A 23,293-nucleotide genomic window follows, 5' to 3' on the forward strand; every position below is an offset into this window, starting at 1 on the left:
ATGGCGGAAGTTCTAAATCACAATCTGATCGTCGAAAAACTTAAGAATCTGACCGGTTCTCCCGGCTGCTATCTTTGGAAAAACGTAGAGGGAGAGATTATTTACGTTGGAAAAGCGAAGAATCTTGATAAGCGAATTCGTAGTTATTTAAAGGAAAACCATATCGATTTAAAGACCCGTTTTCTCCGGCGGGAAATTTTCGATCTGGATTGGATTGCCACTTCGACCGAACGGGAAGCTCTCATTCTTGAAGCTACCTTAATCAAAAAACATAATCCGCGTTATAATGTGCGTCTTAAGGACGATAAAAAATATCCGTATATTTGCGTTTCTCTGTCCGAGTCATATCCGATGGTTTTCGTTACGCGAAAATTAAAGGATAACGGCGACCGTTACTTCGGTCCCTATACGGACGTAAAGACTACTCGGGAAACGCTCGATGTTATTTTGAGGATATTCCCCATTCGCAAGACCAAACAAGTTTTACCTCTGCCTAAGCCGCGTAGACCGTGTTTGAACTTTCAAATGAAACGTTGTCTTGGCCCTTGTCAAGGTAATGTCCCGGTCGATGAATATCGGATCATCGTAGATCAGATCATCCAATTTTTGGAAGGAAAGAAAGACGGATTGGTTAATGAGTTAACCCGTAGAATGGACGACTATTCGGAGAAGACGGAATTCGAGAATGCAGCTCGGTACAGGGACATGCTTTTAAGACTCCAATCTTTCCGGCAAAAGCAAACGGTCGTAAGTTTGGATGGAGGAGACGAGGATATTGTCGCCTTTGCAAGAAGGGAAGACGAAGGTCAAGTCGTTCTTATGGAAGTGAGAGGCGGAAGGCTCGAAAACAAGAAATCGTTTCCGATACAAGGGGTTGCAAATTCGTCCGAGGACGAAATTCTTTCTTCCTTTTTTAGAGATTACTATATGGGGGCCGGTTTAGTTCCATCGAACATAGTAGTGTCGATGTCCTTAAAGGAAGAGGCGGAAACCGTTTTGGATTTTTTACAGGAAAAGACGGGTTTTAGACCTAAATTACGTTTTCCTAAAGCAGGAGAAAAAAAATCGCTTTTAAAGATCGCGGAAAAAAATGCCGAGCTGAGTTTAACCGAGAGATTGCTCGCCACTCAATACCGCGATCAAACCGCAGCCCTCAAGGAAATTCAGGAAATGTTCCATCTTGGAGAACCGCCTCATATCATCGAATGCTATGATATCTCACATTTTCAGGGTTCTTTTCCCGTAGCGAGCGGAGTTATTTTCGTCGAAGGTAAACCGTTTAAGCAGGGCTATCGAAAATATAATATTCGAGGTTACGAAGGAATTAACGATCCAGGAATGATGCACGAGGTGATTTCCAGAAGATTACAAAGAATTCTAAACGAAGACGGGGTTCTTCCCGATCTAGTAGTCATAGATGGAGGCCCTACACAATTAGGCAAAGCCTGCGAAGCCGCCGTCGAAGCGGGTGTTCCGGATCTTCCAATGGTCGGACTTGCAAAAAAAAGAGAAGAGATATATTTTCCCGGTCAAAGTGCACCTTATAACTTCGATATGAATTCTCCCGGAATGAAGTTATTACGGCATATCCGCGACGAAGCACACCGATTCGGCGTCGAGCATCATCGTTCCCGTAGAAATAGGGAAGCTCTCCGTAGCTTAATCGAAGACGTTCCGGATATCGGATTAAAAAGAAGTAAGCTATTATTACGTTCCTTTACGGGCCAAAAAAGGATCGAAGACGCCAGTATCGAGGAGCTTAGGAAAGTTCCCGGTATCGGAGAAACTCTCGCGGAAAAAATTTTCCGACATTTTCATCCTAATGAAAACGATGAAAAATCCTTAACCCCCTCTTAATTTTTTAGCACCGAGCGATTCTCCCTACCTGTGAGTTAACGGGAGGGAATATGCGATCCTATTTCAATAGAGCGAATTCATATAAGATTTTTGCTTTGATCGGTGTTTCGGCGTTTTACTGCCAACATTCGGCAAAGGCAGATTGGTGGGAGTTATCTCAAGTTCCCTCGGCCTTTAAATTTCAATACGTACCTGAAGATACAAGTAATAGCGAATTCCTAAATCTATCCTTACAGATTCGAGATACGAAAACCTGTATAGAGGCCGGCGAGCATCCTAACTATTTCGCGAGCCTTTGTATGGAAGATTCTAGGCAAACGATTCGGGAGGGGTTGAATCGTTTGGTCAATGGGTGGCGACAAAATGAGTTAATGGCGCCTTTATTCTTTGAAGATTCGAAGAGTCGGATCTCAATTACGATCGGCATTTATAAGATAAACGAGTTGCGAAAGCAGATTCTACCCGCTCGTTCGGGAATTCTCGGCAGTCGGGAAATCCGCAAAGATCTTGCCGATGGAGTTCTATTTTTTGATCGAAATCATTATTCTCGAAAATTCCACACAGCAAGTTTCAGCGTCTTCCTTTTATCGGATACTGAAACGCTTTGGATACATCCTCCGGCAGGAGACGGCGACTTATACCTCTCGATTAAAATCGAGGCAGGTATTGACTTAGGCGATGAATTAAAGAATACGATTGCATCCATTTCCGGAAAGAATGCGAAAATTTTATCGAACTGTAAATCTGAGCTTCCGGTAATTTCGGAAGTATTCGGTGAGACGGAATCCGTTACAGGCCGCTGGATCGAATTATTTAATTCTAAACAATATCCGATATGCGAAGCCGGGATGGAATTCGTTCTTTTCGGCAATCGAGTGGTGCTTCCAAAAACGACCGGTCATTTTTTACCGGGGGAAACTCGCGTTTATGCTGAAGAATCCTCTTCTCTCGAGCGGATTCCAGTGTCGGGACTTCGATGGGGGGATTTGAAGCGCAACGGAAGCCTGCAACTTTCAAAGCAAGAATTGTTGACCGAACGTATTCTTCCCGGAGGGGGTTATCGTTATGGAAGCGAAACCCTTTCCTGGAAGCCGGCAGGTTTTTCGGAATGCGGATCAAATCGACAACTACCGTATCTCCCGGAATCCTATTGCATGGATCCAGGTTTTCCGGCAGGAGTAAATCCTTTATTGGGAAAGGAATTTCCCGGCTGCGATCCGAGAGATTTCATATTGGAAGAATTGAATCCGATCGGGATTTACTGGGAAGGAAAGCTTAGGTCCGATTTAAAGTTTATCGATTTAGAATATATAGGGTATCGGGAATGCAAACCGGAGAATCTGGAATTTCAATGGGCGCAATCGACAGTTCCAATCTCAACTACCGGGTCCATTAAGGAAAAATCCATTTTGACAGTCGGCGCTCTTCCTTTCCTATTCGGGGCAGCGACAGTATCATATCGGAATCTTTCTTCCTTAAAGCTATCGGATCCTTTTCAACTTAGAGATCGAATGACAGGTGTGACTCATTCGATTTGGGATGGAGCGGGTATTATCGAAACTCCAAATAGATTCGCACTCGAAATTCCCGGAGTCGCGACTTCTTCACTTCTGATTCGGAATAATCGGACTTACTTGCCTCTTCGAGGAGAAGTCTTTGCCGGAATCCATCATCTACACCGGGTTTTTCCGGGAAAAAAAACCGGTTTCGAGTTCTCCGGCCGCTCTCTTCTTTCGGAAATCTCCTGGGCGGGTTCATACAAGGGTATTGAACCGATCGCAAGCGATCGATTTTTAGAAGTTCAGTCGGAGACTGAAGCGGCACATTCGGCGTTGCTCGAAGTCGAGACGGATAGCGGCTCCATCACTTCCGCTCTTTTTCCGATCGATGTCGGATTCAGTGTTCTATCGTCGGGAAAACTCATTTGTTTTCCACAGAGTCTAGTTTGGAAAGACTCAGGTTTCTCTCTTCCTCAAACGGGATCAACGATCGTAAAACTACGTCACCCAGTCACGGGAGAATTATGGGACGAGCTAAGATATTCTTCAGCCGGTCCTGGAAAGAACGATACAAGGAACAAAATTAGGCGCTCCGGCTATCAGTTTATAGATTCGAACGGGCATCGATCTTGGAAAGATTCCGACATTTCGGAATCTATAGACAGACTTCCCGAATGCTTCAATACTCATGCAAGTCCGGGAAGTTCGAATTTGTCGACGGCGCGACAAGAATGAGAATACGGATAACGATCCTTTTCGTTTCAATCATTCCAAGCATTTTAACCGCAGAACCTATTTCTGAAAAATTGAATCTTAGCATTCACTTCTTCGGTTTTAAAGCGCAAGGACGGCTTAGTTCGGACGATAAAACTTCGAAAGAAGTTGAGAGGGTAAACGGTATTGCGCTCCCGTTCTGGATGAAGGTAAAAGGAGAGCACCGACGGGATTCCTGGGAAGCCGATTTGCAGATGGATGTTTTTTCAGGCGCGGATAATCGGCTGAAGGTTCTTCCGGGAAGCGATGCATATTTTGCATTACTCGCCAAAGGGTTTCGCTGGGGTTTCGGTAGAAGGTCCGATCCTAATTCTCTTCCGGGCTGGTTCTATTGGAAGGACGGAGTCGAGGGAGCTTTTGTGGAAACGAAAGATAGCGGACGCTTTAATATTCGATTTGATGTTTTGGATTTCTATCGTGGGTTTCCGTTGGCCGAAAACAATTGGCTACTTGCACAAGGACGGGATTCTTTTTTACCAAGATCGGCACGAAGCGAGTTCGGGTTAAATTCGATATCCGTAAAGGATACTACGCAGACAGAGTTTAGATACAGGGCAGGTCTCGGACTCTGGGTAAAGGAGGATTTGGGAATATTTTATAATATTGGAATACGATACGTCTCTCTAGGAAATTGGGGAAGATTCGGGAAAGATACTCAGGAGGCACGATCGGAACGTTTGGATGGTGATAAAGACTATTTGACTCAAATGAAGACCGGTTTAGGATTTTTACGAGATCCTTTCTTTAGTCTTTTGGAAGTGTTCTTAGTTCGAGGTTTGGACAAAACCGCCTCTCATCCTCTTCGCCCGGAGAAAAGTTTGCCGATTAGCGGAGAAGCCGTTCGATTCGATATCGGTTTTCACGGGACAAATTGGCTTGTTTCCGTTTTCGGTTTTCTTCCCAATCCTGATAAGAGAAACAAAAACGGGGAGATTTTGGAACTAGGCTTCGTCGGTATGGGCGCTTCGCCGTTACCGAACCCCTTGCTCAATCAAATCTGGGGATGGACTCCGGCCGCCTGGATAACCGGCGTCGGTTTGGAAAAGGATCAGTCGTCCTTTCCCACTAAGCGTCCTTCGGGCGTTTTCGGAATACAAAGCTCATTACGAATTTCTCATATTAAGTTAGGAGTTCGGACGAGTTATGTGGCCTTTCTAAGGACTGAGAACGAGTCAAGCGGGTCATGGACTGGTTCAAAGGAAATTTTTTCGAATTCATTTTTGCGAGAAGGCGGACTTTCACTAGGTTGGATTCCGCCGGAATCCCAAACATCCATTTTGGAATTAGAAGTGGGTGGTTTTGAATCGGATCGCTCTTTAGGACTAAAGGAATGGTATTTACTTCTTAAATTAGGATGGGTTCTTGAATGCGCACAAAAATAATTCCGATCCTAGGCCTTTTAATCCATTGTGCTCAGGATACAAAGAACGATTTTCTATTTCATTGGATTGATAATGGCGGTTATCCGGCGGCTTATTTCTCCTATCCCGGTCGTTTTACTCCGGTGGGTAAAAAAAGGAACGTTAAAGATGCAATTCTCCGTTTAATCGAGGAAACTCGCTTCTCACTTTACCTTCATATTTACTCGTTCGACGATCCGGAGATAGAAGACGCAATACTCTCTGCTGTAAAGAGAGGCGTACGTTTGGAAATCATGGGAGAATTCGGGAAAACATATCCGAGTTCGTTTTCCAAATACCTTCGCTACTGGAAGGGAACCGGATTACAACATACTAAAGTCTTAGTTTCGGATGGAAGGCTGGTATTTATAGGGACAGGTAACTTTACTTACTACGGTTTGGAACGGGATAATAATGGATACGTCCTATTTACTCTAAGAGAATCTGAACAGGAAAAATTTCATTCATTTCTGCGAGAAGAGTATCCTTTTCCGAAGCTTTTCCTTCAAGACATGGAGTTCTGGAATTCTCCGAACAATGGCAGAATCATACAGCACGTTCTAACTGAATCCGTCCGGAAAGCTACACGACAGACAAAATTCCTGATTTTCGATCACTACGATCCGGTTCTAAGTCTTGAGTTTTCTCTTTTTAACAAGAGAGGAGGAGAGATTGAAGGCATCTACGATCGTCCAGTGGATCCCGAAGGAATTCAGTTATCGGCTTTAAACGGAGTGAGAATTTTAGAAGACGGTAACGAAGACCGTCTGGACGATCCATCTTTCGGTAAGGGGGGATTATTGCATCATAAAACCATGGTGGTCGATTCTTCAACGCTGCTTACCGGGTCTTTTAATTATTCGGTAAGCGCTCGGGACACGAATCGTGAAATTTTGATGCGGACTAGCAATCCATACTTAGTTAGAGAGTTCGAATTCGAGCATTTACGAATTCAAAAAATTGCAAACTCGTTACAAATGTTTTATGGAAATCCGGAGAATTCCGAAATTTTCCTAAACGGAGATCGATCCGGATTTTGTCGGACAGATTCGGGCGAGCGAGAATTTCTTTTGGATATAGGCGATTCCTGGATGCGCTGGAAATTATATTATAAATTCGGAATTGCGGAAACCTGTAAAAATATTAACAATTTTGAAATCGCCAGTATGAGGTTATTCGGAGGAAAATTCGAATTTCCCGCAGAAGCGGCTTCCTTTTTTCCGTTTTTCCTATCCGATAGATTCGGCAATAAATTGACTTCGAGCGCCGGTTCGGAGAATGGCAGAGAATTTCTATCAATCCTGGGTAAACCGTTACTTTTTCTACGGCCGGAAGCTTTTTTGCCGAACGAATCCGCTTGGATCTGGAAAAGCACGGATAATAAGATTCTTGAAAGTCTTTCCTCAAGCAGATACGCAAACTCAGTCTGGGTCATTAGTAGAGGTAAGCTTCCGTTCAAAAGTAAACTCATTTCGAACGATAACCTCTTTCGAACGAGCGATTCTTTGCCTACGGGCAGTGGCGCAGTACTAATCGATTACGGCGAATTTTCGGTGTTGTTTTGTTTTAAATCGGAAACCTCCAAACTTTCCTGGACGGAGGAATTAATGGATGCAGCATACGAGGTGACTAGACCAATCCCTTTTCCGGAAAATAATCGGCGAATAGTAGAAGATACCGATCGTTCTTTTTTTTCGATTCCGGGATTACCGCACCGAAGGAGGGATCGTCTTTGCGTCATCGGAATGTGAAGACTCCCATTCTCCACGAACGAATAAGCCTAGGATAAGCCAAAATAAGATAACAACTTCATCGTCTTGAAAATAACACTGAAATAGTCCGGAAACAAAGAATCCGAATATGCCGTAATAAAAGATGATCCGATTCAGGGATTGCTTGGATTGAAGGAGAAAAAAGGAAAAAAGCGCCGCAATTGATAGGTAAATAAGTAGGCTCGGGGCTCCGAAGACGGATGCAAAATGGAAATAGTCGTTATGCGCGTGTCCTTTTTGAGTAACCTCATAAAAATAGGCGAGCTCGGGGTAGGTTTCCGAATGTTCCATCCTGACCTTTTCAATGGATCGATTATAATTGCCTGGTCCGACTCCTATGATCGGGTGAGCTGCGATTAGAGGAAAGGTAGAATCCCAGATGAACGTTCTACCGGAGTCAGTATGCTTTTCCTTACCGAAGATGGGTCCTAACACTTTTTTTCCCGCCGGACTGAAGGCGAGCCCTAGGCCCAATAAAATAGAAATCGTAAAAAATGCGATTCCACCGCGTATTAGGTAAGCGCTCGGTAATTCCTTACGAATCCAAAATAGATGCAAAGCCCCTAGTAAAATCGAGCAAAACGCACCGATCAGGCTAGAACGAGCCTGATTTAATAGACAAACAAATACATACAGAAACAGAAAGAGGCCGCTTTGTAAAATTATCTTTTTGTTTCCGGATCCCAGATCTTTTAAAAAGCGAAATACTGCGAACCCTGAAAAGAACTGGAGTAGTCCCCCGAACGTCAAATGTGTATTCATTAACCCGATGGAAATATAGAGAGGAATGTTTGCAAAAGTCCCCAGAGGATGGGTAAATTTGTACGCACTGGATTCCTTGTATAAATCGCTAATCAATCTGGATAGTCTAACGGGAGAAAAACCGCCTATGATTCCGGTAAAAATTAATACTAGGAAAAGAACCACTAATCCTGTAAATGCTTTGGGGATATCGTCCTCTTTTAAGAACCAAACCGATAGAAATCCGAAGAATAGAAAAAAGTCTTTTAGCTCGCTATTGAACGCTCGCTTTAAATAGAATTCATCTTCGCCGGATAAGAAATGAACGAGGAAATCTAGAAAATACCAAACAAAGAGGGCTATGCAGAGATAAAAAATCTGATGCTTTGGAAACCAATTTGAAACAGGTCGAGAACGAATTGTATGGCATAGCCCGAAGCAAAAAGCGAGCACGAGAAACGTTTGGCTTATGCTAACGGAAACGCCGATCGTACAGAACGTAGCAATTAGACAAAATACATGCGCCTTACGTAAGAATTCGGTCATCGGAAGAAATGCCTGTAACAGAATGTAAATTCGCGCTTCCTTGTAAATTCGATTATTTTTCCCGACATAAAGTAGAATGGAGTGGAAAAATCCCTCCTTTGAATGAGATTGGTTCCCCATCAGGGCTACGATGAAAATCCTTTATTTTTCGGACACATTCCTACCTAAAGTCGACGGGGTTGCAATCTCGATGCGGAATTTCGCCGAGTTGCTTGCCGAGAGAGGGCATGAATTTTTGATATGCTGTCCCAAATACGGAGATGGGGACTTCGATCGGATGGGGGATCATATTCGCATAGAACGATTTCGTAGCGGATATTTGCCTAGTTATCCGGATATTAAAGTCGTTTTACCTTCTCCGGCAAAAATTAAAAGAATTATCAAAGAATTCCAGCCGGACTTAGTTCATATTCATACCCCGGGGCTACTCGGTTTGTACGGAATTAATGCTACGGAACGATACGGTATACCGAGCATCGGAACCTATCACACTCTGATGTCCGAACAAGACATGTATTTATCCTTATACAGGCTTTTGAAGTTAGATAAACTGTTTATGAGAGTCGGCAAGCTGAATAAAAAACTGCGTATTAAGGATTTGATAAAATTCGAGAAGTTCGACAAATTCAATATCCGGAAAAAAATCATACTCAAGATCACGAACAATTTGTACGATCGATGCGATCTGATTATCTCTCCCTCCCATCTCATAAAAAAGCAGCTGGAGGAGTTCGGGATTAAAAAGCCTGTCGCCGTGATTTCGAACGGATTGGACCTATCCGAATTCAAAGGACTCCCTAAAAAATTGGAAGGAAGTCCGAAACTTCTGCACGTAGGAAGAATTTCCTACGAGAAAAACTGCGACGTAATCATTAATTCCTTTAAATTGATTAAGGATTCGCTTCCGGATGCGACATTAACGATCATAGGCGACGGTCCGGCTCTCGCATCCTTAAAATTGCAGTCTGAAAAACTCGGAATAGAGAAGTCGGTCTTCTTTAAGGGGTTTATCGATCGGAAGGATTTACCTAAGGAATATCCGAATTACGATTTATTTTTAACCGCGTCCACTATGGAAACTCAAGGTTTGGTGATCTTAGAATCAATAGCCTGCGGTTTGCCGGCGGTGGGCGTGGATTCCTTTGCCATTCCAGAATTGATCCATGATTCTAAAAACGGTTATATCGCAAAGCCATTCGATGTGAAAGATATAGCTGAGAAATCGGTTAAGATCCTTAAAGATCCCGAGTTATTTGCCGCATTTTCGATAGAATCGATTAGGATCGCGCAAAGCCATGAAATCAAAGCATGCGTCGATAGAACTGAAGAAGTGTATAAAGCTGTCGCCGAGTTAAAAGGGAAGAAAAAAAGTCCTTCGCTTTTTAATATGATTTTTTCACTGGATCCGTTCGGTCTATTCGGTTAATAGCCGAATTTAAAAGAGAGTATTGATATTTATAATCACATTGATACGTTTGATAACGTCCTCTGGCGTGATCCACTCCATACACGCAAAGTCCTTTCTAAAGCAGGTCGTATTTCCGTAAATGCTGCATGGTCGACAAGCAAGGTCCTCTATTTGCAGAACGCCGGTATCTTCCTGACCAAAAGGCGCAAAGCCCGAATACGGATGAGTCGTTCCGAAGAGCGCGACGACAGGACGCTTTAGAAGAGCTGCGATGTGAATGTTGGACGAATCCATCCCTATGATTACGTCCATTCTTTCCATGATTCCGAGTTCTCCTCGTATTCCGAGTTTTCCTCCGGAGACGATCGTCATCGATTGATCGCCGTTTCTCCATTCTTCCATGATGGAGGCTTCTTGCGACGATCCGAATAAGAAAATCCTAATATTCGGAAATTCTTCCTTGAGTAGTTTAAGCAGCGCGATGCTTTTTTCATGCGGCCATTCTTTCAGTTTGTGGCCGGCAAATGGCGCGTATCCGACCCAAAGGCCCTCTTTTTTATCGATCTTTCTGGAAAGCAGAAAATCCTTCGCAAAAATTTTGGATTCCGGATCCACGTTTATCCAAGGTCCTTTGCGAACGGAAGCGGGGTATCCCGCCTTATCGAATACCTTCAAGTATCGATCAACCGTGTGGGGAAGTTTTCGAAGTACTTTTCTATTTCTACGAATCTGCCGTAATTTTTCGCGTCTGCCTTTCACGATTTGAAAAATCGGCACGCCCCTTAAACGGAAAAATAAACTGATAAATCTGGATCTTACGCTCGAGTGTAAATCGACTATTTTCTCGTAAGGACCCAGCTTGTTCAGCTCCCGAAATAATCGGTAAAGGCCCATAATTCCCCTGTATTTCTTAAGATTAATTCCGATTACGTGAACGTTCGGAATATTATAGAAAAAGGGGGCGTAATTTCCCCGAGTCACCACCGTCAGCTGGATATTCGTATATTTGGCAACGACAGCTATTAAAGCCGGCGCCATTAGAGCGACGTCTCCCATTGCCGAAAAACGAAGAACAAGAAGGTTCATGCTTTTTTGGTATACAAAGAAGGATTAAGATTCTTATCGTTGTACATTTTCATTTGACGATAAACTTTATAATATTTCTCGCCTTTGGACAGATCGTCCAAAATCTCATCCAGGCAAATCGACAAATCTTTCCGTTGCTCAAGGAGAATACTTAGTTTCGTTTTACAAGCTTCGATATGCGCATATGAGGCGTCCGTCCGACGGGTTTGCTCTTCCATATGATAGATTTTGAGTTCTAAAATACTCATCCGATCTATCAACCAGGCCGGAGTCTCCGAATTCATGCGGGCGTTCGGTTTGCGAGGAACATCCTGAAAGCGGGATGAAATAAAATCGTCGATTAACTCGACAGTATCCGTTCTTTCTTGATTTAAAGCGTCTATCTGACGCTTAAACTGAACGAGATTTGAATCCGGCAAATCCGGTCGTCGGATTTCGTCTTCAACATGCCATTGTACCGTATCAATTTGGTTCTTTTTATAGAATAAATGTTCTAAACTGGCCGAGGGGTAGGGGTTTTCTGATAAGGATTCGCTTACATGCCAATCTTGGATGGATTTTTGAAAAATCGAAACAACGGAGGCTGAATCTAACTGCATCGGAGCTAGAATTTCCCTTTAAACTCAGAAATCAAGAGATTTCCAGCCGGAAACCAAACACCTTTACGTTCGTATTTCATTCTCGATACGAGATAGGCTTTACAAATCGTTAGAGGGGCCGTAGGATTTGCCGGAATGATACGTTTCGTCCCTCCCGAAGCATTGCAATTTCTTGCCTCAATTCCATTATTTAAAAGTCTCCCGCGAAAGTTTCTCGTTCAAATTTATAAGCATATCGAAGAACGAAATATTTATAACCATGATGTCATCTATTATAAGGGAGAGATTTCTAAGGAGCTGTATCTAATACGACATGGCGAGGTCATGGTCACTTTGGGGGAAGCCGGACAAACCGTTCGATACTTAGGTGAAGGGGATATTTTTGCCGAAAACAGCGTTTTAACCAGGTCCGTGCATTCAGGTTCAGCAACGGCAGTTTTGGATACTCTTCTGTACGTATTGGACGGCGAATACTTCCTCCGATTGGCTGCAAAGGAAAAGATCTTATCTCAAAATCTAATGCGCCTCATGGGAATCCGCATGCGCGAAGTAATCGAAGGAGTGATCAAGAACCCGTCGGTTCCGCGAAGATTGATCTGCCATATTCCAACCGAAGAGATCGAGGACTTTAAACATCATCTAGATTCTATCGTCGAAACAGGGAGACGATCGCACGAAGGAAATGTCTCTCTTTTCAAGATCGATACGTTCAAAGATAAATCGTTATCCGACATGATTCGGATGATTTCCCAGCTTAGAAAAAAATCACCGGTTCTCCATATCTATTTTCGTACTCCGAGCATAATGCCGGAATTTGATAAGGTCGTGCAACAATGCGATCAAATAGTCTTTTGGGAGGACAATCCTGAAAGGAACGTAAAGCAAAAAACCGAAATCATCGATTATTGGAAACCTCGAATACGTAATTACGACGGACGCACATCGAAGATCGTCGTTTCCGATAAAGCGATCCATCATGAAGATAAAAGTACCAATCAAAGGATTTTCTATAAAGGCGAGACTTTTGCAAGATATTTGGTTTCTAAAACTAGAGGATTGGCTCTGGGCGGCGGCGGCGCTAGAGCCTTGGCTCACGTCGGGCTATTGAAAGTTTTAGAAAGGGAGGGGATCAGATTCGATTATGTTTCGGGATCTTCCTTCGGCGCGGTAATAGCCGCATTATATGCCAGAGGAGAAAGCGCGGACTCTATCTACAAAATGATCAGTAAATTCTTCGGTGGAATCGATAAGCCGTTTGATCCCACCATTCCGTTAATTTCCTTCTTTAAGGGAAAAAAGATGCTGCGAATGTTGAAGGACGCATTCGGCTCGCAATTGATCGAGGACCTAAAAATTCCGTTTGTGACCTCCGCCGTGGATTTGCATAGCGGACAGGAGTATGTAATGGATCAGGGCCCGATTTGGGAGGCCCTTGCATCTGCGATGAGTTTACCCGGGATGTTCCCGCCGGTATTTAAAGGAGACCATCTTTTAATCGACGGAGGCGTAATCAACAATGTTCCCGATAACTTGATACGCAAAAGAGGGGCCGACGTAATCCTTTCGGTAAACGTTTCTCCATTGCGCGACGATGCGATCGTCCGCCTTTTGGAAGACCGTAAAGTGACCGGGAAATCCTTCTTTAAAAATCTTTGGGAGGACGTTACGTATCCTCCTATTTTAAAGATTATGGCTAGAGCAATAACTCTTGAAGGACGAGAGATTACCAAACTTAGAAAAGAGAAAATGGATCTTTTCGTGAATATGCATATCGAAGAATTCGCCTTCACCGATTTCGGACGATATAAGGAAGTGATAAAGAAAGGCGAGTTGGAAGCCGAGGCTGCCACAAAGGAAATCCGGGAATTATTCTTTCCCTCCGAACGGAAAAAATGAGATTTTCATGGAAACGAAGCGATAATAGCTTCCTGCAATTTATCGGATAATTTTCTCCAGGAAGATTTCCATTCATCGCTTCCTTTAGGACCCACTCGATTCGTGAGAGAGAAGATGGCGGTTAAGGGAATGGTAAAACTTTCCGCTACCTTAGCGAGTCCGAAAACTTCCATATTTTCCAAGCCTATGTCTTCGGTTTTTAAACGTTCGGTAGCTCGGGGGCTAAGGTCTTCTAACGTTACCGAACCGGTCCCATTTGCAGTAGATTCGAAAAAGCCGTTGCCTATCGCAGGAATTTCGAATGCCGTAAATTCCAGTTTTAGCTTTAGAAACTCCGGTACGCGTATTTTCTTATCCAGATAGGCGATTTCGTAATTCGTAAATACTCTGGAAAGCCCCAGCTTTCCTTCCCATTCTTTTCGGGCAACCCACGGATACACTCCCGCCGAACCTAAGAAAATAATCGATTTGGGTGGATGTTCCTTATTTTCCAAGAGAAAAGATTGTAGGCGGAGCGCCGCATTTAAGTTTCCCACTCCGGTCTCTAAGACCCAAAATCGCTCTTCGGATTGCAGCTTGTCTATTTCTCCGGTAAAGGCTCCGCAAAAAAGGATTTCTCGATTTTTCATTTTCGCCATATCGATTTAAGAATATAACTCACTGATTTGACGAGAATAATTCTCGAGAACGACTTTACGTTTTATTTTCATAGTCTCCGTGAGTTCTTCCCCTTTTTCAAACGGCTTTTCGATTAACAAAAAATCGGAGATCCTTTCAAAGTTCTTAAATCCGTTGTCTTGCGAAATTTTTTCTTTCAGTAGTTCTTTATAAAATTTCAGTACGGCCGGGTTGGCAACGACTTCGGTATTGTCTTCCGGCAGTATTTGCCCGATATCCGAGAATTTTTCCCTAAGTTTTTCAAAATTAGGAACGATCAAGGCGCTCAGAAATTTCCGATCCTGCCCGACTACTACGACAAATTGGATAAATTCGGATTCGGAAATTTTAGCTTCTATCGGTTCCGGTTCCACATTCTCGCCGGACGACAATACGATCGTGTCTTTCGCACGTCCCGCAAACTTGAGTTCGCCCGTCTTAGTCCAGACGAATAAATCTCCGGAATCGAACCAACCATCGATAAGCGAAATCCGATTTTTTTCGTCGTCTTTGTAATAGCCTGCGGTGACATGCGGTCCTTTATGCCAGGCGGTACCTTTTACTCCGGATTCGGTAACGACTGCCCCGGTCTCATCCAAAAGTTTTATATGTGCACCTGGAAAAACGGGTCCTATCGCGCCTGTTTTCGGAATAGGAAAGCCACCCATAGCTCCCATTCCGGTAGTCTCTGTCATTCCGTAGGTTTCGATAATGGGAATGCCGATGGAGCGGAAAAAAAATTGGATTTTAGAAGGCATCGCTCCTGCGCCGCAAAATGCGAAACGCAAACGTCCGCCCAAAGATGCACGAACCGGCTGGAGAATTTTTTGAGAAAGCAGATTTGCCAGTGAAATCGGCCCGTATAGCGCTAATGCCAGGAATCTATCCATAGCTTTTTGGTCAGAAGGTTCATCTTCCGTCGTTGCGTAATTTCCGGTGATCGTATCATAGAGAGAGCTATGGAACTCGGCTGTTTTTACGGCTAAGGAGAAAAGCGTAAATTTCCAGGATGGTCCTTTTTTGGCCGTATCCCAGATTTTACGATACAATGCCTCCCATACTCGGGGAACTGAAACTAGTACGGTCGGTTGGATTAGGCCAAAGTCTCGCTGTAAACTAGCAACTCCGGAAGAGGCCATTGAAGCTCCCCAGGAAAGTAAGGCCGTCTCTAAAATCCGTTCCGCGATATGCCAAGGCGGAAGAAAAACCACAGTTCGGTCCGAGTAGGTTACGGGGACGAATTGTTGAAGTTGCTGGACGCTCCAGGTAAACGATCTATGTTTAAGAACGACCCCTTTCGGTACTCCGGTTGTGCCGGAAGTGTAAATGATCGTTGCAGTATCTTTACCTGCAAGCGATTCTCCCGCTTGTTTCAAGATCTCCGGTCCTTTCTTCGAGAGATATTGTTCGCCGGAAGATAATGCTTTTTCCAGCGCAAGGATTTCCAATTTTGGGAATCGGCTCCTGATCTCGCCTAAGCCCTCGAAAGTGGATTCGTCTTCGATTAAAATAAGAACTTCAATTGAGGATAAACAATCCGGACGGTTACTAAGCTTTTTTAGAACCGAATTCTTTTCGATAAAGACGATTTTCGCGTCCGTATGGCTTAGAATATAAATGATATCGTCCGCACTTGCATCGCAACCTCTCGGAACATCTACGCCGCCTGCGCAGACGACCGAAAAAGAGCACAGAGACCATTCCGTGCGATTATCACAGATGAGTCCGACCTTGTCTCCTCGCTTTAGTCCTTTGGAAAGCAAATATCCCGAAAGTCTTTCTAGGCTGGAAAACCATTCCCCGTACGAAATTCCGGTAAACGTATGTTGCTTTTCATCCCAGATCCAATGAAAGGGACGGTCCCGATATTGATTGCAAGAATCCCGGACTAGATGGTATACGCTAAGTTTTTCCATGGAAGTTACGGAAGGAGACCGAGAGTTTCCTTTTCTCCAAGCATTAAATTTATATTTTGTAAGGCCTGCCCCGCGGCGCCTTTCACTAGGTTATCCAAAGCGGAGACGATGGTGATCGTCCTTCCTCTTTGGCGTACTCCGATATCTAGGAAATTCGTATGAACGACTTTCGATAGATCGATTTCTTCAGGAGTTTCCCGAATTCGTACAAACGGTTCGCCCGAGGAGTTTTTCCTTAGAGTTGCAAGAACGTCCAGATCTTCTGTTGCTTCCGTTTCGAGATAGATTGTGGATAATATTCCTCGATAGAGCGGAAGAAGATGAGGAACGAAGAGAATTTCGGGCTGCGGTAGTCCGGAGCCTACATAGGAATATTCTTGGATTTCAGGTTCATGTTGGTGGGCTAAAATCTTATAAGCGCGAAAGTTTTCATGCACTCCCGTAAAGGAGAAACCCCCGTCTTCCACTCTTCCGCCCGCACCGCTCACTCCGGATTTGCAGTCGGCAATAATCCGACTTCGAATCTTCTTCCTAATGTCGCCGAGAAGATATAATGCCAATATTACGGAAGTGGAATAACATCCGGGATTCGAAACGAAATTCGCTCCTTTCAACTTTTCCCTAAACAATTCAGGAATTCCGAAAACCGCCTGATTTACGAGTTCGAAATTAGTGTGGGTTAGTTTGTAAGTTTTCTCGAATGCTTCGCGATCATGAAGGCGATACACCCCGGAGAGATCGATTAATTTATGTCCGGCATTTAAGAATCTCGGAGCCAAGGTTAAGGAAGCTTCGTTTGGGACCGCTAAAACCACTAAGGATCCCTTTGGAACTTGATCTTCGTGCTTCTTAAAAACCAAATCCTCCGGAAATGGGAGATCGGGAAATACTTCCGATATTTTTTTCCCTGCAAGCTTATCGCTTGTGAGATGAACCGTTTTGTATTTTGGATGGCGAGCTAAAAGTCCGAGAAGCTCTTTTCCGGTAAATCCGCCGGCCCCGATAATACTGATTTCTGGCATGTTCTTCCTAATTGGTTGGATTCTTGGTTGTGTAAGGCAAGTATGAAAGAAGGAAAAGTTCTTGGAATAAAAAAAAAGCCGGATGGATTTCCCACCCGGCGTCAATGGTTTCTAAAAAGAAAGCCAGTAGTAATGTTTTATCCCGCGGCCCTTTGGACGTCTTCGCCTCCGCTAGGAGCTGTCGGCGCTTTTCCTTCTTTTGCAAGAGGAGGGAGACCGTTTAAGTCTCGCACCATATTTTCGACCTGGTAGGCAATTTCAGGGTTGGCCTTCAAGTATTCTTTAGCCGCTTCCTTTCCCTGGCCGATCTTTTCGGTATTATAGGAATACCAGGCGCCCGATTTGCTAATGATGTCGTGTTTTACACCTAAGTCAACGAGAGAACTTTCCCTGCTAATTCCAGTGTTGTAGATTATGTCAAATTCCGCTTGCCTGAACGGTGGAGCGGTCTTATTCTTAACCACTTTGACTCGGACTCGATTGCCTGTGGCTTCCTCTTTTTCCTTTAAGGTTTCAATTTTTCGAATGTCTAGTCGAATCGAGCTATAAAACTTAAGCGCGTTTCCACCGGTCGTAGTTTCGGGAGACCCGAACATGACTCCGATTTTCATACGAATTTGGTTAATGAAAACTACAACCGTTCTTGATTTGGATATGGTTCCGGTAAGCTTGCGAAGAGCTTGGGACATAAGACGAGCTTGCAAACCCATATGAGCGTCTCCCATATCGCCTTCGATTTCGGCTTTAGGAACAAGTGCAGCTACGGAGTCGACAACAATGATATCGATTGCGTTGCTACGAACTAAAGACTCGCAAATTTCCAGCGCCTCCTCCCCGTTATCCGGTTGAGATACGAGAAGCTCCTCCAGATTTACGCCCAATTTCTTTGCGTAGGATGGGTCTAACGCGTGCTCGGCATCGATGAACGCCGCAACTCCGCCTCTTTTTTGAGCTTCTGCAATTGCAGCCAAAGTAAGAGTCGTCTTTCCGGAGGATTCCGGCCCGTAGATTTCGATAATTCTACCTAACGGATATCCACCGATACCCAAAGCGATGTCAAGATCCAGAGAACCTGTCGGGATCACGGGCATCACGTTCGTAGCAGAAGCCGCACCGAGTCGCATGATCGATCCTTTCCCAAATTGTTTTTCAATTTGAGTCATGGCCTGATCGATCGCCATTTTCTTAGAGTCGTCTAAGCCTTGGGCTTCTTCTTTCTGCTTCTTCATGGATTCTTTAGCTCCTTCTCTTGCCAAAACGATTCCCCTTCCTTTATGATTGCGTGTACTTTTTGAGGGATCCGACTGAGATAGGTGCATCATACTTCCTAACCCGGACAAATTCCATTTAGATCCGTAAAATCTTAGAAATTCCCTCAAGAAAAGGATCGTTTTTTATGAGCCTTATGTCACCCAAAAAACGGTGCAAAATGTGAAAAAAATCTACTTATTTGTATAGCAAATATGCTTGCAGTGAAATTGGATGTTAAGAAATCGGCTCCTGATCCGAATCGTGGGGAGCGGCTATTTTTTGCTTATCCCGTAAGAAGAGCGTTTGCGCCTTAAAGCTGCGCTTGTTTTGGTCTTTTAAAAACGTCCAAAACCGTTTCGAGTATAGAAAGACTAGTATAACGGTAAATACGGATAACAATCCCTTTGATATTAATAGAATATAATAAGGGAATAGATTTTGGCTCGGGAAATAGAAAAGATAAATTCCGTTTTCGTGAAAAAGCTCGAGAGAAGAATTCCTTTTCTTTCTTTCCTGAAAATGGGACCTTAATTCCCTTATATCCCTGAATTGGATAGGCGCATCCTCTTTCTCCTTGCAGAGCAATAAGGCGCCGGCTTCCGTAAATGCGTAAAAGCTGCCTAAGAGCTTTAAGTTTTCCCAATTTTCTAAATACGGTTTTTGGCGGCTGCGAAAGAAATACTTTATCGTTCCATTTTTGTAGGAAAAGCTTTGAAAGGTTTCAGGAAAATCCGTCTCTTCTTTCAAGATCGTGCCTGAACCTAGTTCGGGAAGTTCGTAGGAGATTCCGGCTAAATCGGGAATCGAATCCAAGTCCTTACGGATAAGTTCATGAATTCCGGCTTTTAGAAGTTTTTTTTTCGAAAACTGTCTATCTAAGGATTCGCGAATCGCGGTTTCCGTCTGCTGAATTTCATTTTTATAAAAACTGGATACTAAATTGCGAACGATACGTTTTTCTCTAAATACCGGATGTCCTGCCCATTCCATCGCGGTTTCCCATACTTCCTCATCACCGGATTCAGTTGAAAAGGCGGCCGAGGGAATCGCTAGACAGAAAAGAAAGATTAGAGAACGGAAAACCTTTGACATAGAGACGTTTTTCCCTGTATACCTCAAAGAAGAATCGAAAATCAAAGCCTTAAAAGCGGAAATACTATGAGTCTGAAAGAACTTCACAAGATAGAAACTACAAAATCCTCCTGGAGAGACTTTGTCGAGTATAGTATTCAGACTCCGTTCTATAAAGAAGCGAAGGAAAAAACCGGCTCTTTAGTGGAATCCATCCAGTTAACCTTATTTCATGACTATTTATCCACTTTTTCCGAAGAGGAAAAATTCGAGTATCTTTCGAACGAGAAGGAGTTCCTTCGTTCGGCGGCTAATTTTGTGAACATTCTGGAAGGCGCTCGCTACGCTCACGAGGGTTATAATGCTTTGGAAAGATCCTTATTTTTAGGAATGATTAAAGGCTTATTGCGGGAACAGATGGACGGAGAGAATCAGATTGTGGATATGGAACGGTATCATTTTTATCGATGTATCATTCGATTTTGCTCGAATCTGGAATATATCCAACGCGTTTACGACCGGTATAAGAATTATATTGCTCAGGTCTCGGGAGTATAAATCTGGCACCTATTTCTGAAGGTTCGATTTCAGACTGTCCGATTTGTTCCGCGCATAGTAGCCAAAGAATTCCGGGATTCTTGTTTCAGTCAGGCCTGTTTCTTGTTCGACATAGCGAATTTTCAAAGAAACTTCCCGGATATCTTTATGTGGAGCCAGTTTCCCATCGCGAAGCATATTCCGAGTGGACTTCGGAGGAATTTGCAGAGTTGGGAACCGCGTTCCAACGAGCGACGGCCTGGATTTACGATCGTTTTTCCCCCGAAAAAATTTATACGGTACTAGTTGCGGAGAAGGTGGCACATATGCATTTTCACCTTATACCGCGGTTTGGTGAAATCAAAGGACCGGAATACATTCGCTTGGCCTTGGAAGGTCTACTAAATCCTCCTCAAAATATTCCGTTCCCGGAAATATAGTTTTGTTCATAAGGAAAAGAGAGAAAGGAAACCGAAAAACTCGGTCTAATTAACATACATGGATCTTAAAAAAGCAGAAACACTGATCGAAGCCGGAAAGAATAGAAAGGCAGATTTTGTGGAAATTTACGAGGAAGAATCCCGAAATTCGTCGGTAGCTCTTCGAGATAAGAAAATTGAACAATCTTTAGCGGCAACAGATTACGGAATTGGAATTCGCTTAATATATGGAACGGATGTTCTGTACGCCTACACTAGTAATGACGAAATATCGCATCTTCTTTCTTTAATTAATTTACTCGCGGATTCCCGTGGAGAAGCGAATTCCGTCGGCGGAAAGTTTACCCTTTCTCCTTCGTCAATTAAAGCGCAATTTCCCGCTGCCTTTTTGGACCCTAGACAAGTTTCTCCTTCCAGAAAATTGGAAATATTGCAATCGGCTGATAGGGCGGCTAGACAGGTTTCATCCAAGGTTGTGCAAGTCGGGGCGAGCGCGTCGGATATAGTGACGAACGTTTTGATCGCGAATTCGGAAGGATTATGGGTGGAAGATCTTAGAGTGAGAAGCCGTTTTTCTCTATCCGTAACGGCGGAAAAGGATGGAGAACGTTTTGTCGCGACGGAATCGCCGGGCGCAATCCGGGGATTCGAATTCTTTGAAGGATTACCCATTCAGGATCTGGCGCAAAATGCGGCGGAAAGAGCTTTGTTTATGCTGGATGCAGGGTATATAGAAGGAAAGAAATTGCCGGTTGTTATGGGTAACGGCTTCGGCGGGGTCATCTTCCACGAAGCCTGCGGGCATCCTCTCGAGACCGAATCGATTCGCAAGAATTCGTCCCCGTTCGTAGGAAAATTAGGAGAACCCATCGGACAATCCTGTCTTACCGCCTACGACGACGGAACATTAGAAAATTATTATGGTTCTTTAAAAGTGGACGATGAAGGAATGCCTACTCAAAAGACTCTTTTGATAGAAAACGGAATCTTAAAGGCTTATCTTTCGGATCGAGTCGGATCTATGGAAACTGGATCCCCCCGCACCGGAAGCGGAAGGCGAGAATCCTATCAATACGCACCGGTTTCTAGAATGAGAAATACTTTCATCGCGCCCGGAAAGGATTCCTTTGATGAAATGCTTTCCTCGGTCGAATACGGTCTCTATGCCAAACGTATGGGCGGAGGTTCCGTCAATCCGGCAACCGGGGAGTTTAACTTTGCCGTGGAGGAAGGTTACGTAATTCGTAACGGAAAGGTGGCTGAGCCAGTGAGAGGAGCCACTTTGATCGGAAAAGGCCATGAAATTTTACCTAAGATTTCCATGGTAGGAACGGATTTGGAGCTAGCTGCCGGTACTTGTGGCGCGTCTTCCGGATCGATTCCTGTAACAGTCGGGCAACCGTCTCTCAAAGTGGATGAAATTCTCGTAGGTGGACGTTAATGAATTTAGAAGAAGCCGCTCAGTTTGTGCTCCAAGAAGGAAAACGTCTCAGCGTAGATCAATTTGATTTGATCGCCACCGATTCGGAAGATACCGGGATAGAAGTATTTAAAGGAAGAATTGCAAATACGGAAACATCTCGTTCGAGAGGCGTGGGGATTCGAATTCTCCAAAATTCTCGACCGGGATATTCGTATAGTGAACGATTCAGCGAAGAAGCCTTAGCAAGAATGGTTCGGGATGCCTTAGACCAAACCGAAATTACCGATCCACTCGATTTGGATTTACCCGGTCCGCAACCGCTTCCCGACATTAATCTAAAGCATTTCGAGAAAAGCTTGGAGGATTTGGACTTTTCTTGGATGAGAAAATTTGGTCAGAGTCTGGACGAAGCGTCTTGGGCGGGAGATTCAAGAATCGAGAATGTGCCTCATGTAGGAGTCGGGAAAAGTAGAACGGAAAGTTTGGTGGCAAATTCGAAAGGCGTATTCGTTAAAAAGGAATCCAACGTAATATATGCCGGAACAGGAGTCGTAGCTTCCGAAAAAGACAGCAAGAAAATGGGCAGTTTTTATCGATCAGGCAGGGACCTCTCAAAATTCTCCGCGAATGATATTGCCAAGGAAGCCGCAGTTCGTGCGACCGAATTACTTGGAGCTGAACCTCTCAAAAGCGGAATGTATCCGATCGTTTTGAGCAATCGAATCAGCTCCCAAATCTTCGGTATGTTCTCATCTCCTTTTTTCGCGGATGCCGTTCAAAAAGGCCAATCTAGATTGGTAGACAAGTTAGGGCAGGAAGTCGCTTCTCCCATTCTCACGATTCGGTGTGAACCTCATCTACCGGATTTTCCGGGTTCTAGATTAATCGATGCAGAGGGAATTCTTACTTCTCCTCGATCCGTGGTAGAAAACGGAATACTTTCTTCCTATTTATATAATTTAGAATCGGCAAAGAAAGAGGGAGTCAAACCCACGGGACACGGAGTACGTTCCTATTCGGGAAGGGCCGGAACTTCATTTTCCAATTTTATAATTCCGTTCGGTACAAGCACTCGTCAAGAGCTACTTTCTTCGGTACCTCATTGTATTTTTGTGACTAAGCTGGAAGGCGGCGCCGGTTGCAGCGCGGTTTCAGGGGAAATTTCCATCGGAGTGCAAGGATTCTATTATAAAAACGGGATTCCGCAATTTCCAGTGGATCGAATCACTATGAATACGAATTTCTTCGATCTGCTCCGTAAAATCGACGGGATTTCGAATGAATATTCGGATAGCTATTCTTCCATCAAAGTCCCGGATGTTTTGGTAAGCGAAATCAATATTGCCGGTTAAAATGGGATCGAAACTTCTTTTTATCAAACCCGGGCGAGAGACGACT

18 protein-coding genes are annotated in these 23,293 nt (G+C 44.0%); 10 read left to right on the plus strand and 8 right to left on the minus strand.

Annotated features, from left to right (window positions below; genetic code table 11):
- From uvrC to LEP1GSC058_RS05970, 4 genes are read left to right on the plus strand one after another with little or no spacing between them, the layout of a single operon-like run.
- Complete coding sequence (uvrC, locus tag LEP1GSC058_RS05955) at window positions 1-1,857, plus strand: excinuclease ABC subunit UvrC (RefSeq protein WP_016548653.1); 1,857 nt, start codon at window positions 1-3, stop codon at window positions 1,855-1,857.
- A gap of 50 nt (window positions 1,858-1,907) precedes the next feature.
- Window positions 1,908-4,091, plus strand: a complete 2,184-nt coding sequence (locus LEP1GSC058_RS05960) for an LIC11755 family lipoprotein (RefSeq protein WP_016548522.1) — start codon at window positions 1,908-1,910, stop codon at window positions 4,089-4,091.
- Window positions 4,088-5,512: an LA_2168 family protein gene (locus LEP1GSC058_RS05965; RefSeq protein ID WP_016548520.1), complete on the plus strand. Its 1,425-nt coding sequence runs from the start codon at window positions 4,088-4,090 to the stop codon at window positions 5,510-5,512. The genes LEP1GSC058_RS05960 and LEP1GSC058_RS05965 overlap by 4 nt, the downstream gene beginning before the upstream one ends.
- On the plus strand, window positions 5,497-7,281 hold the full coding sequence (locus tag LEP1GSC058_RS05970) for a phospholipase D-like domain-containing protein (protein WP_016548649.1): 1,785 nt from the start codon (window positions 5,497-5,499) through the stop codon (window positions 7,279-7,281). The genes LEP1GSC058_RS05965 and LEP1GSC058_RS05970 overlap by 16 nt, the downstream gene beginning before the upstream one ends.
- Here the strand turns inward: LEP1GSC058_RS05970 and LEP1GSC058_RS05975 are convergent.
- On the minus strand, window positions 7,237-8,589 hold the full coding sequence (locus tag LEP1GSC058_RS05975) for an O-antigen ligase family protein (protein ID WP_039948108.1): 1,353 nt from the start codon (window positions 8,587-8,589) through the stop codon (window positions 7,237-7,239). The genes LEP1GSC058_RS05970 and LEP1GSC058_RS05975 overlap by 45 nt on opposite strands.
- 130 nt (window positions 8,590-8,719) lie before the next feature.
- Between LEP1GSC058_RS05975 and LEP1GSC058_RS05980 the strand changes: the two genes are divergently transcribed.
- Window positions 8,720-10,015, plus strand: coding sequence for a glycosyltransferase (locus tag LEP1GSC058_RS05980; RefSeq protein ID WP_016548662.1), 1,296 nt, complete (start codon window positions 8,720-8,722; stop codon window positions 10,013-10,015).
- Between the two features lie 9 nt (window positions 10,016-10,024).
- On the opposite strand, the gene LEP1GSC058_RS05985 is transcribed toward LEP1GSC058_RS05980, so the two are convergent.
- Window positions 10,025-11,083 (minus strand): glycosyltransferase family 9 protein, encoded by a 1,059-nt coding sequence (locus tag LEP1GSC058_RS05985; RefSeq protein ID WP_016548639.1) that lies wholly within the window; start codon window positions 11,081-11,083, stop codon window positions 10,025-10,027.
- On the minus strand, window positions 11,080-11,682 hold the full coding sequence (locus LEP1GSC058_RS05990; protein ID WP_016548392.1) for a DUF4254 domain-containing protein: 603 nt from the start codon (window positions 11,680-11,682) through the stop codon (window positions 11,080-11,082). Before LEP1GSC058_RS05990 ends, LEP1GSC058_RS05985 begins: the two co-directional genes overlap by 4 nt.
- A 135-nt stretch (window positions 11,683-11,817) precedes the next feature.
- Here LEP1GSC058_RS05990 and LEP1GSC058_RS05995 point away from each other — a divergent pair, with 135 nt between their 5' ends.
- Entirely contained in the window at window positions 11,818-13,578 is a 1,761-nt protein-coding gene (locus LEP1GSC058_RS05995; protein WP_016548513.1) for a patatin-like phospholipase family protein, read from the plus strand.
- 5 nt (window positions 13,579-13,583) lie between these two features.
- Here the strand turns inward: LEP1GSC058_RS05995 and LEP1GSC058_RS06000 are convergent, their stop codons facing one another.
- From LEP1GSC058_RS06000 to LEP1GSC058_RS06020, 5 genes are all read right to left on the minus strand, one after another.
- On the minus strand, window positions 13,584-14,207 hold the full coding sequence (locus tag LEP1GSC058_RS06000; protein WP_232224627.1) for a nucleoside phosphorylase-I family protein: 624 nt from the start codon (window positions 14,205-14,207) through the stop codon (window positions 13,584-13,586).
- Window positions 14,208-14,222: 15 nt separating this feature from the next.
- Window positions 14,223-16,151 (minus strand): AMP-dependent synthetase/ligase, encoded by a 1,929-nt coding sequence (locus LEP1GSC058_RS06005; RefSeq protein ID WP_016548708.1) that lies wholly within the window; start codon window positions 16,149-16,151, stop codon window positions 14,223-14,225.
- A 5-nt stretch (window positions 16,152-16,156) separates the two neighbouring features.
- Window positions 16,157-17,173, minus strand: a complete 1,017-nt coding sequence (argC, locus tag LEP1GSC058_RS06010; protein WP_016548351.1) for an N-acetyl-gamma-glutamyl-phosphate reductase — start codon at window positions 17,171-17,173, stop codon at window positions 16,157-16,159.
- A gap of 137 nt (window positions 17,174-17,310) precedes the next feature.
- A complete protein-coding gene (gene recA, locus LEP1GSC058_RS06015) occupies window positions 17,311-18,402 on the minus strand; it encodes a recombinase RecA (RefSeq protein ID WP_039948110.1) in 1,092 nt (363 codons plus the stop codon).
- A 256-nt stretch (window positions 18,403-18,658) separates the two neighbouring features.
- Complete coding sequence (locus LEP1GSC058_RS06020) at window positions 18,659-19,516, minus strand: hypothetical protein (RefSeq protein WP_016548543.1); 858 nt, start codon at window positions 19,514-19,516, stop codon at window positions 18,659-18,661.
- A gap of 66 nt (window positions 19,517-19,582) precedes the next feature.
- Between LEP1GSC058_RS06020 and LEP1GSC058_RS06025 the strand changes: the two genes are divergently transcribed.
- The 4 genes from LEP1GSC058_RS06025 to LEP1GSC058_RS06040 are packed head-to-tail and all read left to right on the plus strand — an operon-like array spanning window position 19,583 to window position 23,247.
- Window positions 19,583-20,053 (plus strand): hypothetical protein, encoded by a 471-nt coding sequence (locus LEP1GSC058_RS06025; RefSeq protein WP_016548620.1) that lies wholly within the window; start codon window positions 19,583-19,585, stop codon window positions 20,051-20,053.
- Between the two features lie 26 nt (window positions 20,054-20,079).
- Complete coding sequence (locus LEP1GSC058_RS06030; protein WP_039948057.1) at window positions 20,080-20,472, plus strand: HIT family protein; 393 nt, start codon at window positions 20,080-20,082, stop codon at window positions 20,470-20,472.
- A 58-nt stretch (window positions 20,473-20,530) separates the two neighbouring features.
- Window positions 20,531-21,913, plus strand: coding sequence for a TldD/PmbA family protein (locus tag LEP1GSC058_RS06035; RefSeq protein WP_016548519.1), 1,383 nt, complete (start codon window positions 20,531-20,533; stop codon window positions 21,911-21,913).
- Entirely contained in the window at window positions 21,913-23,247 is a 1,335-nt protein-coding gene (locus LEP1GSC058_RS06040; protein WP_016548720.1) for a TldD/PmbA family protein, read from the plus strand. The genes LEP1GSC058_RS06035 and LEP1GSC058_RS06040 overlap by 1 nt, the downstream gene beginning before the upstream one ends.
- Window positions 23,248-23,293 lie beyond the last annotated feature (46 nt).

Origin of the sequence: Leptospira fainei serovar Hurstbridge str. BUT 6 (assembly GCF_000306235.2) — a bacterium.
In the GTDB taxonomy this organism is placed as follows: Bacteria; Spirochaetota; Leptospiria; order Leptospirales; family Leptospiraceae; genus Leptospira_B; species Leptospira_B fainei.

What these genes read in the sequence shown, in the direction of transcription:
- LEP1GSC058_RS05960 (WP_016548522.1), top strand. Translation starts at nt 1,908, where the DNA reads ATGCGATCCTATTTCAATAGAGCGAATTCATATAAGATTTTTGCTTTG.
- LEP1GSC058_RS05985 (WP_016548639.1), bottom strand. Translation starts at nt 11,083, where the DNA reads ATGAACCTTCTTGTTCTTCGTTTTTCGGCAATGGGAGACGTCGCTCTA.
- LEP1GSC058_RS05970 (WP_016548649.1), top strand. Translation starts at nt 5,497, where the DNA reads ATGCGCACAAAAATAATTCCGATCCTAGGCCTTTTAATCCATTGTGCT.
- LEP1GSC058_RS06035 (WP_016548519.1), top strand. Translation starts at nt 20,531, where the DNA reads ATGGATCTTAAAAAAGCAGAAACACTGATCGAAGCCGGAAAGAATAGA.
- LEP1GSC058_RS06040 (WP_016548720.1), top strand. Translation starts at nt 21,913, where the DNA reads ATGAATTTAGAAGAAGCCGCTCAGTTTGTGCTCCAAGAAGGAAAACGT.
- argC (WP_016548351.1), bottom strand. Translation starts at nt 17,173, where the DNA reads ATGCCAGAAATCAGTATTATCGGGGCCGGCGGATTTACCGGAAAAGAG.
- uvrC (WP_016548653.1), top strand. Translation starts at nt 1, where the DNA reads ATGGCGGAAGTTCTAAATCACAATCTGATCGTCGAAAAACTTAAGAAT.
- LEP1GSC058_RS05990 (WP_016548392.1), bottom strand. Translation starts at nt 11,682, where the DNA reads ATGCAGTTAGATTCAGCCTCCGTTGTTTCGATTTTTCAAAAATCCATC.
- LEP1GSC058_RS06000 (WP_232224627.1), bottom strand. Translation starts at nt 14,207, where the DNA reads ATGAAAAATCGAGAAATCCTTTTTTGCGGAGCCTTTACCGGAGAAATA.
- LEP1GSC058_RS06025 (WP_016548620.1), top strand. Translation starts at nt 19,583, where the DNA reads ATGAGTCTGAAAGAACTTCACAAGATAGAAACTACAAAATCCTCCTGG.
- LEP1GSC058_RS06020 (WP_016548543.1), bottom strand. Translation starts at nt 19,516, where the DNA reads ATGTCAAAGGTTTTCCGTTCTCTAATCTTTCTTTTCTGTCTAGCGATT.
- LEP1GSC058_RS06005 (WP_016548708.1), bottom strand. Translation starts at nt 16,151, where the DNA reads ATGGAAAAACTTAGCGTATACCATCTAGTCCGGGATTCTTGCAATCAA.
- recA (WP_039948110.1), bottom strand. Translation starts at nt 18,402, where the DNA reads ATGAAGAAGCAGAAAGAAGAAGCCCAAGGCTTAGACGACTCTAAGAAA.
- LEP1GSC058_RS05965 (WP_016548520.1), top strand. Translation starts at nt 4,088, where the DNA reads ATGAGAATACGGATAACGATCCTTTTCGTTTCAATCATTCCAAGCATT.
- LEP1GSC058_RS05975 (WP_039948108.1), bottom strand. Translation starts at nt 8,589, where the DNA reads ATGACCGAATTCTTACGTAAGGCGCATGTATTTTGTCTAATTGCTACG.
- LEP1GSC058_RS05995 (WP_016548513.1), top strand. Translation starts at nt 11,818, where the DNA reads ATGATACGTTTCGTCCCTCCCGAAGCATTGCAATTTCTTGCCTCAATT.
- LEP1GSC058_RS05980 (WP_016548662.1), top strand. Translation starts at nt 8,720, where the DNA reads ATGAAAATCCTTTATTTTTCGGACACATTCCTACCTAAAGTCGACGGG.